Here is a 15,294-nt window from a genome sequence, read left to right as displayed (position 1 = left end):
TTTTACTTCCGTACAACGGACGTAACTGGCGATATCACACTTCCAGAAGGTGTTGAAATGGTAATGCCTGGTGACAACGTTCAAATGACGGTTGAGCTAATTGCTCCAATCGCAATGGACGAAGGTCTACGCTTCGCAATCCGTGAAGGTGGCCGTACAGTTGGTGCTGGTGTTGTTGCTAAAATCTTTGCTTAAGATTTGACTAAGTACTAATAAAAAGGGCATCATTCGATGCCCTTTTTCTGCGTTGTATTGTGTGTTGTTTTATTTTTGCTCTACAATTTTAAGAAAATGCAGAGCACAGCGCAGATAAATTAGCAAATCGCTGGTTTATAGGATGAAGAGAGTAGGGTATATTTACTCTTGTTTTTGAATTTCTGTCTAATGATGGAAAATGATTTTAGTTATGTCACAGGTTGGTTTATGAAAACAAATACTGAGACGACAGAAACTTCAGGCGCAGTTGATACAATTAAGTGGCTACTAGTTCTAGTACTACTTTCTGCTGCGGTTATAGGTAATTATTTACTAGCTGATTTGTCTGTTGTTATTCGAGCTGCCGGTGTAGTTGCATTGATTGCTGCTGCTGGTGGTATTGCTGCCTTCACAGCAAAAGGTCAAACTGCAATTGCATTTGCTCGCGAATCAAGAATGGAAGTACGTAAAGTTGTTTGGCCTACACGCCAAGAAACAACGCAAACAACTTTCATTGTTCTTGCTGTATGTATCGTAATGGCTCTGATTTTATGGGGTATTGATGGTATTATGGTTAGACTAATTGGCTTAATCACAGGTGTTTGAGGATAAGTGATCATGAGTGAAGCTCCAAAGAAACGTTGGTATGTAGTTCAAGCCTTTTCAGGTTTTGAAGGTCGTGTATCACAATCGCTACGCGAACATATTAAAATTCATAACATGGAAGAGTTATTTGGCGAAGTACTTGTACCAACTGAAGAAGTGGTAGAAATGCGTGCTGGCCAACGTCGTAAAAGCGAACGTAAATTTTTCCCAGGTTACGTATTAGTGCAAATGATCATGAATGATGAATCATGGCACTTGGTACGTAGCATTCCACGTGTTATGGGGTTCATTGGTGGTACTTCAGATCGCCCAGCACCAATCACTGATAAAGAAGCGGATGCTATTTTGAATCGTCTTGAACAAGCGAGCGAAGCTCCTCGTCCTAAGACATTGTTTGAAGCTGGTGAAGTGGTTCGTGTTACCGAAGGTCCATTCGCTGACTTTAATGGTACTGTTGAAGAAGTCGATTATGAAAAAAGTCGAATCAAAGTATCAGTTTCTATCTTTGGTCGCGCAACTCCAGTTGAACTAGAGTTTAGCCAAGTAGAAAAAAACTGATCGAAAAATCAGCAAAGCTATTGTAAAGCGCGCGGATTATTATTATAATTTCGCGCGTTTTTGTTAACGGGGAGCTAATCCAGTTGGATGGCGTTTGAACCCAAAATTAGGAAATATTATGGCTAAGAAAGTTGAAGCTTATATCAAACTGCAAGTTGCAGCAGGTATGGCGAACCCAAGTCCACCAGTTGGTCCTGCTCTAGGTCAACACGGTGTGAACATCATGGAATTCTGTAAAGCGTTTAACGCAAGAACAGAATCTGTTGAGAAAGGTCTACCTACTCCAGTTGTTATCTCTGTATACAACGACCGTTCTTTTACGTTTGTAACTAAGACTCCACCTGCTGCTGTTCTTCTTAAGAAAGCTGCTGGCGTTAAGTCTGGTTCTGGTCGTCCAAACAGTGAGAAAGTTGGTACTGTTACTGACGCTCAAATTCAAGAGATCGCAGAAACTAAAGCTGCGGACATGACTGGTGCTGACATTGAAGCTATGAAGCGTTCAATTGCTGGTACTGCTCGTTCAATGGGTCTAGTGGTAGAGGGTTAATAACATGGCTAAACTTACTAAGCGTATGCGTAATATCCGCGAAAAAGTGGAAGTTACTAAAGACTACGAAATCAACGAAGCTGTTGCTCTTCTTAAAGAATTAGCTACTGCAAAATTCAATGAAAGTGTTGACGTTGCTGTTAACCTTGGCATTGATGCACGTAAATCAGATCAAAACGTACGTGGTGCAACTGTACTACCTCACGGTACTGGTCGTGATATCCGTGTTGCTGTGTTCACTCAAGGTGCAAACGCAGAAGCAGCTAAAGAAGCTGGCGCTGATCTAGTAGGCATGGAAGACCTTGCTGAGCTAGTTAAGAAAGGCGAAATGAACTTTGACGTTGTTGTTGCTTCTCCAGATGCAATGCGTGTTGTTGGTCAACTAGGTACAATCCTAGGTCCTCGTGGTCTTATGCCAAACCCTAAAGTTGGTACTGTAACCCCTAACGTTGCTCAAGCTGTTAAAAATGCTAAAGCTGGTCAGGTTCGTTACCGTAACGACAAAAACGGCATCATCCATACTACTATCGGTAAAGTGGATTTTGATGCTGCTCAACTTAAAGAGAACCTAGAAGCTCTTTTAGTTGCACTTAAGAAAGCAAAACCAACTTCAGCGAAAGGTGTTTTCCTGAAGAAGGTAAGCATCTCAACTACAATGGGTGCTGGCGTATCTCTAGATCAAGCGACTCTAGATACTGCTACAAACTAATTTGCAAAAGCGTAGAATTTGTGTATAATTTTGCGCTTATCAAATTTATGGTTGGGGCTGTTTGATTTTTAATTGAATAGTCTCCGTCCAAGACCGTAGGCGCTCGAAAGAGCTTAATAAAACCTGCGTAGACGGTGCCCGAACTAAAAGCTAGTTTTTAAAAATTGGTTTTCTGGGACTGCATCGTAATTACTCTCCTACATTTTGTAGTGAGTGGTGTAATCACAACCAGAGGTTAATCCAAATGGCTTTAAATCTTCAAGACAAAAAAGCAATTGTTGCTGAAGTCAACGAAGCAGCCAGTGGTGCACTTTCTGCAGTTGTAGCTGATTCTCGTGGCGTTACTGTTGGCGCGATGACTTCTCTACGTAAACAAGCGCGTGAAGCGGGTGTTTACATGAGAGTTGTTCGTAACACTTTAGCACGTCGTGCAGTAGAAGGTACTCAGTACGAGTGTCTACAAGACACATTTACTGGTCCATCTCTACTTGCATTCTCTAACGAGCACCCAGGTGCTGCAGCACGTCTTTTTAAAGACTTTGCTAAAGAGAATAAAGACTTCGAGATCAAAGCTGCTGCATTTGAAGGCGCAGTTACTGATGCTGATGTACTAGCGACACTACCAACTTACGACGAAGCTATCGCACGCCTAATGATGTGCATGAAAGAAGCTTCTGCTGGTAAACTGGTACGTACTATCGCTGCTGTTCGTGATCAAAAAGAAGAAGCTGCGGCATAAGCCTTGCTTTATTTGATTACAAAATAAATTATTGTTGACTTAAAAGAGAATTGTTATGTCTATTACTAACGAGCAAATCCTAGACGCAGTTGCAGAAATGTCTGTAATGCAAGTTGTTGAGCTTATCGAAGCTATGGAAGAAAAATTCGGTGTTACTGCTGCTGCTGCAGTAGTTGCTGGCGGTGCTTCTGCTGAAGCTGCTGAAGAGCAAACTGAATTTGACGTAATCCTAACTGCTGTTGGCGGAAACAAAGTTTCTGTAATCAAAGCAGTACGTGGCGCTACAGGTCTTGGCCTGAAAGAAGCTAAAGGTCTTGTAGACTCAGCTCCAGCACCTCTAAAAGAAGGCGTTGACAAAGCTGAAGCTGAAGGTCTTAAAGCACAGCTAGAAGAAGCTGGTGCGACTGTTGAAATCAAGTAATTATTACTTAGTTTCATAGCCTAACGGCTAATGGCTGGTGGTTTATTAACCACCGGCCTTTTTGCGCTGTAGGGTTTAGGGTAATTTCACACTGTTTAAAGTCCCTATATCCGAGCAAAAAACATAGTCTCAATCAGAGATTATGTCCTACAGAAAACAGTGTTATTAGTCACTGTCCCAACCTTTCGAAGGCGGACGGTTCGGGTCACTTATCAGCGAGCTGAGGAACCCCATGGTTTACTCTTATACAGAGAAAAAGCGCATCCGTAAGGATTTTGGTAAGCGTCCACAAGTGTTGGACATACCATACTTGCTATCGATCCAGCTTGATTCTTTTACTAAGTTTATCGAGCAAGATCCTGAAGGGCAATACGGTCTTGAGGCTGCTTTCCGTTCTGTTTTTCCAATTCAGAGCTATAACGGCAACTCTAAGCTAGAATACGTTAGCTACAATCTCCGTGAGCCAGAATTTGACGTTAAAGAATGTCAAATCCGCGGTGTTACATATTCTGCACCTCTACGCGTTAAACTGCGTTTAGTTGTGTACGATAAAGACGCACCTGCAGGCACGGTAAAAGACATTAAAGAACAAGAAGTCTACATGGGCGAAATTCCGCTTATGACAGACAATGGTACTTTTGTAATCAATGGTACTGAAAGGGTTATCGTATCCCAGCTGCACCGCAGCCCAGGTGTCTTCTTCGACAGCGATAAGGGTAAAACCCATTCATCTGGTAAAGTTCTTTATAACGCACGTGTAATTCCTTACCGTGGTTCATGGTTAGACTTCGAATTCGATCCTAAGGATAACTTATTCGTACGTATCGACCGTCGTCGTAAATTACCAGCAACGATCATCTTACGTGCACTTCGTAAAACAACAGAAGAAATCTTAGATTTATTCTTCGATAAAGTTGTATTTGAAGTGAAAGACCAAACGCTGATGATGGAATTACTTCCTGAGCGTTTACGTGGTGAGACTGCAACATTTGATATTGAATCGAACGGCAAAGTTTATGTTGAAGCCGGTCGTCGTATTACTGCGCGTCATATTCGTCAATTGACGAAAGACGAAGTAAATTATATCGAAGTACCAGTAGATTATATCGTAGGTAAAGTAGCTTCTCACGATTATGTGAATGAAGATACTGGTGAGATCATTATCGCAGCTAACCAAGAGTTTAGCTTAGAAGATCTTGCTAATTTATCTCAAGCTGGCCACAAAAAGATCGAAGTGTTATTTACGAATGACCTTGATCATGGTGCATACATTTCTGACACTTTACGTGCAGATTCAACAGTTGACCGTTTATCGGCACTAGTTGAAGTTTATCGTATGATGCGCCCAGGCGAGCCACCAACAAAAGAAGCTGCTGAATCATTATTTGAAAGCCTATTCTTCTCTGAAGATCGCTATGACTTATCGACTGTTGGTCGTATGAAGTTCAATAGCTCAATTGGTCGCGATAACGATGAAGGCGCTGGCATTCTTGATGAAACAGATATCATTGAGGTTATGCGCAAGCTGATCGATATTCGTAACGGTAAAGGCGAGGTTGATGATATCGATCACCTTGGTAACCGTCGTATTCGTTCTGTTGGCGAAATGGCAGAAAACCAATTCCGTGTTGGTTTAGTTCGTGTAGAACGTGCTGTTCGTGAGCGTTTAAGTCTTGGTGACCTTGATGCAATTATGCCTCAAGATCTTATCAATGCTAAGCCGATCTCAGCTGCAGTTAAAGAATTCTTTGGCTCTTCACAGCTATCTCAATTTATGGATCAGAATAACCCATTGTCAGAAGTTACGCATAAACGTCGTATTTCTGCTTTAGGTCCTGGCGGTCTAACTCGTGAGCGTGCTGGTTTCGAAGTTCGTGATGTACACGCGACTCACTATGGTCGCCTATGTCCAATCGAAACACCAGAAGGTCCAAACATCGGTCTAATTAACTCATTATCAGCATTTGCACAATGTAACGAGTATGGTTTCCTAGAAACTCCATATCGTCGTGTTGTAGATGGTGTCGTTACTGAAGATGTTGATTACCTATCTGCTATCGAGGAAGGTACTTTTGTTATTGCACAGGCGAATGCCGTGTTAACAGAAGAAGGTACTTTTGCTGATGAACTTATCATCGCTCGTCAGAAAGGTGAATCTGGACTGCACCCTCGTGAACACATCCAGTATATGGATGTCGCGACAAACCAAGTTGTATCTGTAGCTGCATCGCTTATCCCGTTCCTAGAACACGATGATGCGAACCGTGCCCTAATGGGTGCGAACATGCAACGTCAAGCAGTACCTACACTAAGAGCTGATAAGCCTTTAGTTGGTACCGGTATTGAACGTAATGTAGCTGTTGACTCAGGTGTAACTGCTGTTGCTAAACGTGGCGGTATGGTTCAGTCAGTAGATGCTTCTCGTATCGTTATTAAAGTGAACGAAGAAGAACTGGTACCTGGCGAAGCTGGTATCGATATCTACAACTTAACTAAGTATACTCGTTCTAACCAAAATACGTGTATCAACCAACGTCCTACAGTACTTCCTGGTGAACCTGTAACTCGTGGTGATGTACTTGCTGATGGTCCTTCAACGGATCTTGGTGAGCTTGCACTTGGTCAGAACATGCGTATCGCGTTCATGCCTTGGAATGGTTATAACTTCGAGGATTCAATCCTTGTATCTGAGCGTGTAGTTCAGGAAGACCGTTTCACGACAATCCATATTCAAGAATTATCTTGTGTGGCTCGTGATACTAAACTTGGTTCAGAAGAGATCACTGCAGATATCCCTAATGTAGGTGAAGCTGCGCTGTCTAAACTTGATGAATCAGGTATTGTTTACATTGGTGCTGAAGTTAAGGGTGGTGACATCCTAGTTGGTAAAGTAACGCCTAAAGGCGAAACTCAACTGACTCCTGAAGAGAAGCTACTACGAGCTATCTTCGGTGAAAAAGCATCTGATGTTAAAGATTCTTCTCTACGTGTACCAAACTCTGTTTCAGGTACTATCATTGATGTACAAGTATTTACTCGTGATGGTGTTGAAAAAGACAAACGTGCTCTAGAAATCGAACAAATGCAGCTTAAAGAAGCTAAGAAAGACATCACTGAAGAATTCCAGATTCTTGAAGGTGGCTTATTAGCACGTGTTCGCACACTTCTAATTGCTGCAGGTACTTCTGAAGTTAAGCTTGATGCGATGGATCGCAAGCAGTGGTTAGAAATCACTCTTGATGATGAATCACAACAAAATCAACTTGAGCAGCTTGCTGAGCAATATGATGAGCTTAAAGCAGAGTTCGATAAGAAATTCGAAACTAAACGTCGTAAGATCACTCAAGGTGATGATCTTGCTCCGGGCGTACTGAAAATCGTTAAAGTTTACCTAGCGGTAAAACGTCGTATTCAGCCTGGTGATAAGATGGCGGGTCGTCATGGTAACAAGGGTGTAATCTCTAAGATTAATCCTGTTGAAGACATGCCTTATGATGAAAAAGGTCAGCCAGTAGATATCGTACTGAACCCACTGGGTGTACCTTCTCGTATGAACATCGGTCAAATTCTTGAAGTTCATATGGGTCTTGCTGCAAAAGGTGTTGGTGATAAACTTAACCAAATGCTTAAAGAGCAACAAGAACTACATAAGTTCCGTAACTTCTTACAAAAAGTATACGATCTTGGTGAAACTCGCCAAGAAGTAGACATCGCTGCACTGTCTGATGACGAAGTTCGTACATTAGTTAAGAACTTACGCGGTGGTTTACCAATCGCAACACCAATCTTTGATGGTGCTCCAGAATCATCAATTAAAGAGCTATTAAAACTTGTTGATCTACCAGAATCTGGTCAGTTGAAACTGTTTGATGGTCGTACTGGTGATGCGTTTGAGCGTCCTGTAACTGTTGGTTACATGTACATGCTAAAACTAAACCACTTAGTTGATGACAAGATGCACGCACGTTCTACCGGCTCTTACAGCCTTGTAACTCAGCAACCACTTGGTGGTAAAGCTCAGTTCGGTGGACAGCGTTTCGGTGAGATGGAAGTATGGGCACTTGAAGCATATGGTGCTGCATATACCCTACAAGAAATGCTAACCGTCAAGTCGGATGACGTGAACGGTCGTACTAAGATGTATAAGAACATCGTAGATGGCGATCATCGTATGGAACCAGGTATGCCAGAATCATTCAACGTATTGTTGAAAGAAATCCGCTCACTTGGTATCAACATCGAGTTAGAAGACGAAGAATAATCTCATTGAGATTGTTCGGTAGAATATAAGGCGCTCGCCGAGCGCCTTTTTTCTCCTTACAGGAGCCGAATGTGAAAGACTTATTAAAGTTTCTGAAAGCACAACATAAGACTGAAGAATTTGATGCAATCAAAATCGGTCTTGCTTCACCTGACCAAATTCGTTCATGGTCTTTTGGTGAAGTTAAAAAGCCAGAAACAATCAACTATCGTACCTTTAAGCCAGAACGTGACGGTCTTTTCTGTGCACGTATCTTTGGCCCAGTTAAAGACTACGAGTGCTTATGTGGTAAATATAAGCGCCTGAAGCACCGTGGTGTTATCTGTGAAAAATGTGGCGTAGAAGTAACGCAAACTAAAGTTCGTCGTGACCGTATGGGCCACATTGAGCTTGCGTCTCCTGTTGCACACATCTGGTTCCTTAAGTCACTTCCATCTCGTATTGGTTTGTTAATGGACATTCCTCTACGTGATATCGAACGTGTACTTTACTTTGAATCATATGTGGTTACAGAGCCAGGTATGACTGACTTAGAGCGCAGCCAACTTCTTTCTGAAGAAGAATACCTTGATAAGCTAGAAGAGTTCGGTGACGAATTTACTGCTAAGATGGGTGCAGAAGCGATTAAAGACTTGCTTGGTTCAATGGACATGCAAGCTGAAATCGAGAACATGCGTGAAGAGCTAGAAACAACTAACTCTGAAACAAAACGTAAGAAACTGACTAAGCGTTTGAAACTTGTAGAAGCATTCGTTCAATCTGGAAATAATCCAGAGTGGATGATCTTAACTGTTCTACCAGTACTTCCGCCAGATCTTCGTCCTCTAGTACCACTAGATGGCGGTCGTTTTGCTACGTCTGATCTAAATGACTTATACCGTCGTGTGATTAACCGTAACAACCGTTTGAAGCGTCTTTTAGACCTAGCTGCACCAGACATTATTGTACGTAACGAAAAACGTATGCTGCAAGAGTCTGTTGATGCGCTGCTTGATAACGGTCGTCGTGGTCGTGCGATTACAGGTTCTAACAAGCGTCCTCTGAAATCTCTTGCTGATATGATCAAGGGTAAACAAGGTCGTTTCCGTCAGAACTTGCTTGGTAAACGTGTAGACTATTCTGGTCGTTCTGTAATTACAGTAGGTCCATACCTTCGTCTACATCAGTGTGGTCTTCCTAAGAAGATGGCACTTGAACTATTTAAACCATTTATCTACAGCAAATTAGAAGGTCGTGGCCTTGCTACGACAATCAAAGCTGCTAAGAAAATGGTAGAGCGTGAAGAAGCGATCGTTTGGGATATCCTAGATGACGTAATTCGTGAACACCCAGTACTGCTTAACCGTGCACCAACACTTCACCGTCTTGGTATTCAAGCGTTTGAACCAGTACTAATCGAAGGTAAAGCGATTCAGCTTCACCCACTTGTGTGTGCGGCATATAACGCCGACTTCGATGGTGACCAGATGGCGGTACACGTACCTCTAACTCTGGAAGCTCAATTAGAAGCACGTACCCTAATGATGTCGACGAATAACATTCTGTCGCCAGCATCAGGCGACCCAATCATCGTTCCTTCTCAGGATGTTGTATTAGGTCTGTACTACATGACACGTGACAAAATTAACGCGAAAGGCGAAGGCATGTACCTTGAAGGTTTTGCTGAAGCTGAGAAAGCATACCGTACAGGTTGTGCAGAGTTACATGCTCGCGTTAAAGTTCGAATCACAGAAGTTCTTCGTGATGAAAACGGTATTGAAACTCGTGAAACTAAACTGGTTGATACGACTGTTGGTCGTGCAATGCTATGGCAGATCGTTCCTGAAGGTCTTCCTTACAGCATCATTAACCAGAAGTTAGGTAAGAAGCAAATCTCTAACCTACTAAACGAAGCATACCGTTCTCTTGGTCTAAAAGACACAGTAGTGTTTGCTGACCAAATCATGTACACCGGTTTCGCATACGCAGCATTGTCTGGTGCGTCTGTTGGTATCGATGACATGGTTATCCCTGATGCTAAGTACACTAAAGTTGCTGATGCAGAAGAAGAAGTTAAGCAAATTCAAGAACAGTACCAATCTGGTCTTGTAACTGCAGGCGAACGTTACAACAAAGTTATCGATATCTGGGCAGCAACGAATGAACAAGTTGCTAAAGAGATGATGGATAACTTGTCTTCAGAAACAGTGCTTAACCGTGATGGTGAAGAAGAGCAACAAGAATCGTTTAACAGCGTTTACATGATGGCCGATTCCGGTGCTCGTGGTTCTGCAGCTCAGATTCGTCAGCTTGCTGGTATGCGTGGTCTGATGGCGAAACCTGATGGTTCAATCATCGAAACACCTATCACGGCGAACTTCCGTGAAGGTCTAAACGTAAACCAATACTTCATCTCAACGCATGGTGCGCGTAAAGGTCTTGCCGATACAGCACTTAAAACAGCGAACTCAGGTTACCTGACTCGTCGTTTAGTTGACGTTGCTCAAGATGTTGTCGTTCACTTAGATGACTGTGGAACACTGGAAGGTGTAACCATGATCCCTCTAATTGAAGGTGGTGATGTTAAAGAGCCTCTACACGAGCGTGTTCTAGGTCGTGTGGTTGCTGAAGATGTATTGAAACCAGGTACAGATGAGATTCTTCTTCCACGTAACACGCTTCTTGATGAGAAGCAGTGTCAAATCGTTGAAGAAAACTCAGTTGACCAAATTAAAGTACGTTCAGTAGTAAGCTGTGAAGCTGACTTCGGTTGTTGTGCTAACTGTTACGGTCGTGACTTGGCTCGTGGCCACATGGTAAACCAAGGTGAGTCAGTAGGTGTTATCGCTGCTCAATCAATCGGTGAACCTGGTACACAGCTAACGATGCGTACGTTCCACATCGGTGGTGCGGCATCTACGGCTGCAGCAGACAACAGCATTCAAGTTAAAACGACAGGTTCGATTAAACTTCATAATGCTAAGCACGTAACAAATGGCGAAGGTAACTTAGTTATTACTTCTCGTGCTTCTGAATTGACAGTTATTGACGAGCATGGCCGTACAAAAGAGAGCTATAAGCTTTCTTACGGTACTATTCTTTCTAAGAAAGATGGTGATGCAGTGGTTCAAGGCGATAAGATCGCCGCTTGGGACCCGCATACAATGCCAATCATCACAGAAGTACAAGGTCAAGTTCAATTCGTGGACATGATTGATGGTGTGACAATTACGACTCAAACTGATGAGTTAACAGGTCTATCTTCAATTGTTATCCTTGATGCGGCTGAGCGAGCTTCTGCTGGTAAAGACATGCGTCCAACAGTGAAACTTGTTGATGCGAATGGTCGTGACATCATGATCCCTGGCACAGAAATGCCAGCACAATACTTCCTACCTGGTAAGGCGATTGTTAACCTTGCAGATGGTGGTAACGTAGGTATCGGTGAAACACTAGCTCGTATTCCTCAAGCGTCAAGTGGTACTAAAGATATTACCGGTGGTCTTCCACGCGTTGCGGACTTATTTGAAGCTCGTAAACCTAAAGAGCCAGCAATTCTTGCTGAGCACGCAGGTATTGTTGCGTTTGGTAAAGAAACTAAAGGTAAAGTACGCTTATTGATCACTCGTGACGATAACAACGAAGTTTATGAAGAAATGATTCATAAACACCGTCAACTTAACATCTTTGATGGTGATAAAGTTGAACGTGGCGATGTTATCTCTGATGGTCCAGAAACTCCGCACGATATCCTACGTTTACGTGGTATCCATGCAGTGACTGAATACATCACTAACGAAGTTCAAGAAGTATACCGCTTACAAGGCGTTAAGATTAACGATAAGCACATTGAAACTATCGTTCGTCAAATGCTACGTAAGTGTACGATTACACATTCTGGCGACTCTACCTTCCTTGAAGGTGAGCAACTAGAATTCGCTAACGTAACGATTGCAAACCGTCTGCTTGAAGCAGAAGGCAAACAACCAGCTCGTTTCGAACGTGATCTACTAGGTATTACTAAAGCGTCTCTTGCTACTGAGTCGTTCATCTCTGCTGCATCGTTCCAAGAAACGACGCGCGTACTTACTGAAGCAGCTGTTTCTGGTAAGCGTGATGAGCTACGTGGTCTGAAAGAAAACGTAATCGTTGGTCGACTAATTCCAGCGGGTACAGGTTTCGCGTACCACCAAGAACGTCAAAAGCAAAAAGCAGCAGCGCAAGAAGCGCCATCTGCTGAGCAAGCGACTGATAACTTAGCTGCACTATTGAATGCAGGTTTCTCTTCTGAAGAGTAATTGATTTCGATATACGCTAAATAAAAAGCCCTGTAGAAATACAGGGCTTTTTTATATTTTAAATAGTTATGTAGCAGTAATTATAATTGTGTGATTACAACAATATTATTACTACTATTATCTGCCATAACTGTAGCTGAATCATTGTTAGTTTGGTTAACCATCATCCAGTTATTATTTGAACCGTTTTCTAAAGTAAGAGTAGCATCAGAGTCACTGCCCCATTGAGCAACAGTAAGATAGTTATCATTACTTGCATCAATTGTTACATCTGCTTCATTAAAGCTACCACCAACAACAACTGCGTAAACAGTGTTATCTAGTGAATCATTTTTCATACGTATGTTCGTATCATTGTCTGATGCACCTGCATAGAATGCAGTATAAGTTGTGTTGTCATTACCATTAATTTTTGTTAATGCATCATTACCTGACCCACCATAAACATGGATTGTAGAATCGTTATCATGTCCTTTTTGGTGAATTTTAAGAGTTCCATTGTCTGAACCTCCCATGATGCTTATATCACCTTCGTTTCGACGCCCTCTTTGTACAATTTTATTATTTACATTATTTTCTGCACTATCAAAATTGATATTGGCTTTATTGCTTCGTCCACGTTGATCTATTAATCCATTGTTATCATCACTGCCATAAGCAAGAACTTTACCTAGATTATTACGACCATCTTGCTCAATAGATAAGTTATTATCATCACTACCAAAGCGGGCTTTTAGTACAGCTCTATTATGGCGGCCATCTTGCTCTATCATTAGGTCATTATCATCACTGCCATTACGAGCTCGAACTACAGCTTCGTTATGGCGGCCCATTTGATAAACATCGACTTCATTATCATCTGAATTTCTGATTAATACATCGGCGTCATTACCAACAGCTGGAGATAATTGGAAAATATTAATGTCATTATCATCTGCATTAAATAACTCTACATCTGCTGTATTTCCGGCATAAACTGCACCAGAAAGTAAGATAGTTGAGATTGCGATTGCTAGCTTTTTCATAATAAACTTCCTTGAAATGATTTTAATTTATGATGGATATGAATCTATCCATTCCATTTACTAAGATAATTCCTTGATTGCCAGTCTGATTAATGGAAAAACCTGCACCATTATTTTTATTCACTGCCGCTGCAATATTTGAATCACCTGTTTGGTTTACTACATTTTGCTTGTCATTACCCGTTTGTCTTAAATGGGCGATATTATCATTACCATTTTGTAAAATAGCGCCTTCATGATTTGTACCCCATTGATCTAGGGAGGCGGAATTATTGTTACCATTTTGGATGACTAGCCCTGTATTATTGCTCCCAAGCTGTAATACTGCCGCTGTATTGTTATAACCAGCTTGTTTTACTTTTGCTTTATTACTTCCCACTCCATTTACATTATGTTGGACAATAGTTATTCGAGAATTGGTCGAATTAGTCAGTTCTACAATGGCATTATTGCTATGACCAGTATTGAGCTCTGATAATTCAGTTAGCTCGTTAGGTGCATTAAATTCATTGATACCTAAATCTAAATCTGCATATGTATAACTACTGACAGCCATTAATAAATAAAGATAATTTACTGATAATTTTTTCATATCAGTATCCCTCTTTTCTTGATAGCTCATTTGCTACCTAAAAAGTATGGAATTTACTCAGAGAAGCACCATAAACTTTATTATGATATTTATTAATAAGATAAATAAACTAAAGTACTAGAAGTGCTGCTTTTATTGTGATTATTTTTTCTCAAAAATGAAACAAGCGATGAACTACTTAGTTATTACTTAATAATTCGGTGGATATATAGTCTTTTTGAACTAGTTTTAAATAACAACATTTATGGAGGGCAGAGATGAACATTTATTATTTATCTTCAAACCCAACTTTGTACTCTTCTTTACTTATTGATTTATTAGAGAAAACATCTAATAAAAAAATAATGATAGTTGACTGTGAGGTACTAAGTACTAAAGGAAATCAAGATGATGAAATGTTAGTTATTTTGGATTTTAAAAATCAAACAGATAAAAAATATAAGCAATATTTATCTGTAATAACGGAGTATAAGATAAAGGCGAAAGAAATATTATTTAATGTAACTGACGAGAATATAACAAAAAATATAATGAAATATCCCAGTGTTGTTGGTGTTTTTTATGAAAGAGATAATGTCAATATTATATCTGAAGGTGTTAAGAAGATAATTGATGGTGAATTATGGCTTAGCCGTAAAGTAACGAATGACTTAATTTCAATATATCGTTCAAAACAAAATGGGATATTAACGACATCTGTATCTCTAACGACAAGAGAAAAAGAAATATTACAACTTCTTTCATTTGGTTCATCAAATGTTGATATAGCGAGTGCTCTTTTTGTTAGTGAGAATACAGTTAAGACACATTTGCATAATGTATTTAAAAAATTAAATGTAAGAAATAGGTTACAAGCAATGCTCTGGGCCAAAGGTTATGATTTTGAAGGATTAAAATAATGAAACTTTATATTTTATTTAAAATATGCATTTTCTTTTTATTTCCTCTTATTGTTAATGGTGCTGAAAATAGAATAATTTTAGAGTCACCAAAAGCTTTAGAAGAGAGCAGTGTTGATGAGGTCGATGATCTTGTTGAAATTGATGGATTAATAATAGACAGAACATTAACTCGTCTAGGTAAAGATTTTTATTTTTCGTTTTCGATAAAAATGAACAGTAAGCATAATGATTTAGACGTCAATCTAACGGTAAAAGAAAGGCCAACAGCATTATCAGGAAGCATAATAGGGGTTTATCATTTTGACAAAGTTATCTATCGAGGAGCGCTTTCTCCTGGTCAAAGACAGGCTGAAGAGAAAGCAGAGCAGGCTATAGAGGCGGTGGACAGATATATTGTTAGGTGGCAAACGGAGAAATTATTTAAAGATACGTATGATCTCGATTTCCCAGAGATCTAAGGAT

The 15,294-nt window shown here is 40.7% G+C and carries 13 protein-coding genes; 11 read left to right on the top strand and 2 right to left on the bottom strand.

What is annotated here, in order from left to right; genetic code table 11:
• From BTO23_RS11310 to rpoC, 9 genes are all read left to right on the top strand, one after another.
• A partial coding sequence (locus BTO23_RS11310) for an EF-Tu C-terminal domain-related protein (RefSeq protein WP_478206018.1) occupies positions 1 to 195 on the top strand: 195 nt, incomplete at its 5' end.
• A 228-nt stretch (positions 196 to 423) separates the two neighbouring features.
• On the top strand, positions 424 to 801 hold the full coding sequence (gene secE / locus BTO23_RS11305) for a preprotein translocase subunit SecE (RefSeq protein WP_023604471.1): 378 nt from the start codon (positions 424 to 426) through the stop codon (positions 799 to 801).
• 12 nt (positions 802 to 813) lie between these two features.
• Complete coding sequence (gene nusG / locus BTO23_RS11300) at positions 814 to 1,359, top strand: transcription termination/antitermination protein NusG (protein ID WP_060992739.1); 546 nt, start codon at positions 814 to 816, stop codon at positions 1,357 to 1,359.
• 118 nt (positions 1,360 to 1,477) lie between these two features.
• Entirely contained in the window at positions 1,478 to 1,906 is a 429-nt protein-coding gene (gene rplK / locus BTO23_RS11295; RefSeq protein ID WP_060992738.1) for a 50S ribosomal protein L11, read from the top strand.
• 4 nt (positions 1,907 to 1,910) lie between these two features.
• Positions 1,911 to 2,615 (top strand): 50S ribosomal protein L1, encoded by a 705-nt coding sequence (gene rplA, locus BTO23_RS11290; protein ID WP_060992737.1) that lies wholly within the window; start codon positions 1,911 to 1,913, stop codon positions 2,613 to 2,615.
• Between the two features lie 244 nt (positions 2,616 to 2,859).
• Entirely contained in the window at positions 2,860 to 3,354 is a 495-nt protein-coding gene (gene rplJ, locus BTO23_RS11285; RefSeq protein WP_060992736.1) for a 50S ribosomal protein L10, read from the top strand.
• Between the two features lie 55 nt (positions 3,355 to 3,409).
• Positions 3,410 to 3,775, top strand: a complete 366-nt coding sequence (gene rplL / locus BTO23_RS11280) for a 50S ribosomal protein L7/L12 (protein ID WP_060992735.1) — start codon at positions 3,410 to 3,412, stop codon at positions 3,773 to 3,775.
• A 232-nt stretch (positions 3,776 to 4,007) separates the two neighbouring features.
• A complete protein-coding gene (gene rpoB, locus BTO23_RS11275) occupies positions 4,008 to 8,036 on the top strand; it encodes a DNA-directed RNA polymerase subunit beta (protein ID WP_060992734.1) in 4,029 nt (1,342 codons plus the stop codon).
• A 71-nt stretch (positions 8,037 to 8,107) separates the two neighbouring features.
• Positions 8,108 to 12,313 carry a DNA-directed RNA polymerase subunit beta' gene (rpoC, locus tag BTO23_RS11270; RefSeq protein ID WP_060992733.1) on the top strand — a complete coding sequence of 1,402 codons (4,206 nt, stop codon included), beginning with the start codon at positions 8,108 to 8,110 and terminating at the stop codon, positions 12,311 to 12,313.
• Between the two features lie 80 nt (positions 12,314 to 12,393).
• Here rpoC and BTO23_RS11265 read toward each other — a convergent pair whose 3' ends face one another.
• Both BTO23_RS11265 and BTO23_RS11260 read right to left on the bottom strand, forming a co-directional pair.
• Positions 12,394 to 13,338, bottom strand: coding sequence for a curlin associated precursor, CsgA like protein (locus BTO23_RS11265; protein WP_105063499.1), 945 nt, complete (start codon positions 13,336 to 13,338; stop codon positions 12,394 to 12,396).
• Positions 13,339 to 13,360: 22 nt separating this feature from the next.
• Positions 13,361 to 13,930 (bottom strand): curlin subunit CsgB, encoded by a 570-nt coding sequence (locus tag BTO23_RS11260; protein ID WP_060992731.1) that lies wholly within the window; start codon positions 13,928 to 13,930, stop codon positions 13,361 to 13,363.
• A 257-nt stretch (positions 13,931 to 14,187) separates the two neighbouring features.
• Between BTO23_RS11260 and BTO23_RS11255 the strand changes: the two genes are divergently transcribed.
• Both BTO23_RS11255 and BTO23_RS11250 read left to right on the top strand, forming a co-directional pair.
• A complete protein-coding gene (locus BTO23_RS11255; protein ID WP_105063498.1) occupies positions 14,188 to 14,829 on the top strand; it encodes a LuxR C-terminal-related transcriptional regulator in 642 nt (213 codons plus the stop codon).
• Complete coding sequence (locus tag BTO23_RS11250; protein ID WP_060992729.1) at positions 14,829 to 15,290, top strand: curli production assembly/transport protein CsgE; 462 nt, start codon at positions 14,829 to 14,831, stop codon at positions 15,288 to 15,290. The genes BTO23_RS11255 and BTO23_RS11250 overlap by 1 nt, the downstream gene beginning before the upstream one ends.
• Positions 15,291 to 15,294 lie beyond the last annotated feature (4 nt).

Origin of the sequence: Aliivibrio sifiae (genome assembly GCF_002954715.1) — a bacterium.
Taxonomy (GTDB): domain Bacteria; phylum Pseudomonadota; class Gammaproteobacteria; order Enterobacterales; family Vibrionaceae; genus Aliivibrio; species Aliivibrio sifiae.
The sequence above is the reverse complement of the archived record's forward strand: the minus strand, read 5'-3'. Positions and strand labels throughout refer to the sequence as shown.

Excerpts from the sequence above, each read along its gene's own strand:
- secE (WP_023604471.1), top strand. The coding sequence starts at position 424 with ATGAAAACAAATACTGAGACGACAGAAACTTCAGGCGCAGTTGATACA.
- nusG (WP_060992739.1), top strand. The coding sequence starts at position 814 with ATGAGTGAAGCTCCAAAGAAACGTTGGTATGTAGTTCAAGCCTTTTCA.
- rplK (WP_060992738.1), top strand. The coding sequence starts at position 1,478 with ATGGCTAAGAAAGTTGAAGCTTATATCAAACTGCAAGTTGCAGCAGGT.
- rplA (WP_060992737.1), top strand. The coding sequence starts at position 1,911 with ATGGCTAAACTTACTAAGCGTATGCGTAATATCCGCGAAAAAGTGGAA.
- rplJ (WP_060992736.1), top strand. The coding sequence starts at position 2,860 with ATGGCTTTAAATCTTCAAGACAAAAAAGCAATTGTTGCTGAAGTCAAC.
- rplL (WP_060992735.1), top strand. The coding sequence starts at position 3,410 with ATGTCTATTACTAACGAGCAAATCCTAGACGCAGTTGCAGAAATGTCT.
- rpoB (WP_060992734.1), top strand. The coding sequence starts at position 4,008 with ATGGTTTACTCTTATACAGAGAAAAAGCGCATCCGTAAGGATTTTGGT.
- BTO23_RS11265 (WP_105063499.1), bottom strand. The coding sequence starts at position 13,338 with ATGAAAAAGCTAGCAATCGCAATCTCAACTATCTTACTTTCTGGTGCA.
- BTO23_RS11260 (WP_060992731.1), bottom strand. The coding sequence starts at position 13,930 with ATGAAAAAATTATCAGTAAATTATCTTTATTTATTAATGGCTGTCAGT.
- BTO23_RS11255 (WP_105063498.1), top strand. The coding sequence starts at position 14,188 with ATGAACATTTATTATTTATCTTCAAACCCAACTTTGTACTCTTCTTTA.
- BTO23_RS11250 (WP_060992729.1), top strand. The coding sequence starts at position 14,829 with ATGAAACTTTATATTTTATTTAAAATATGCATTTTCTTTTTATTTCCT.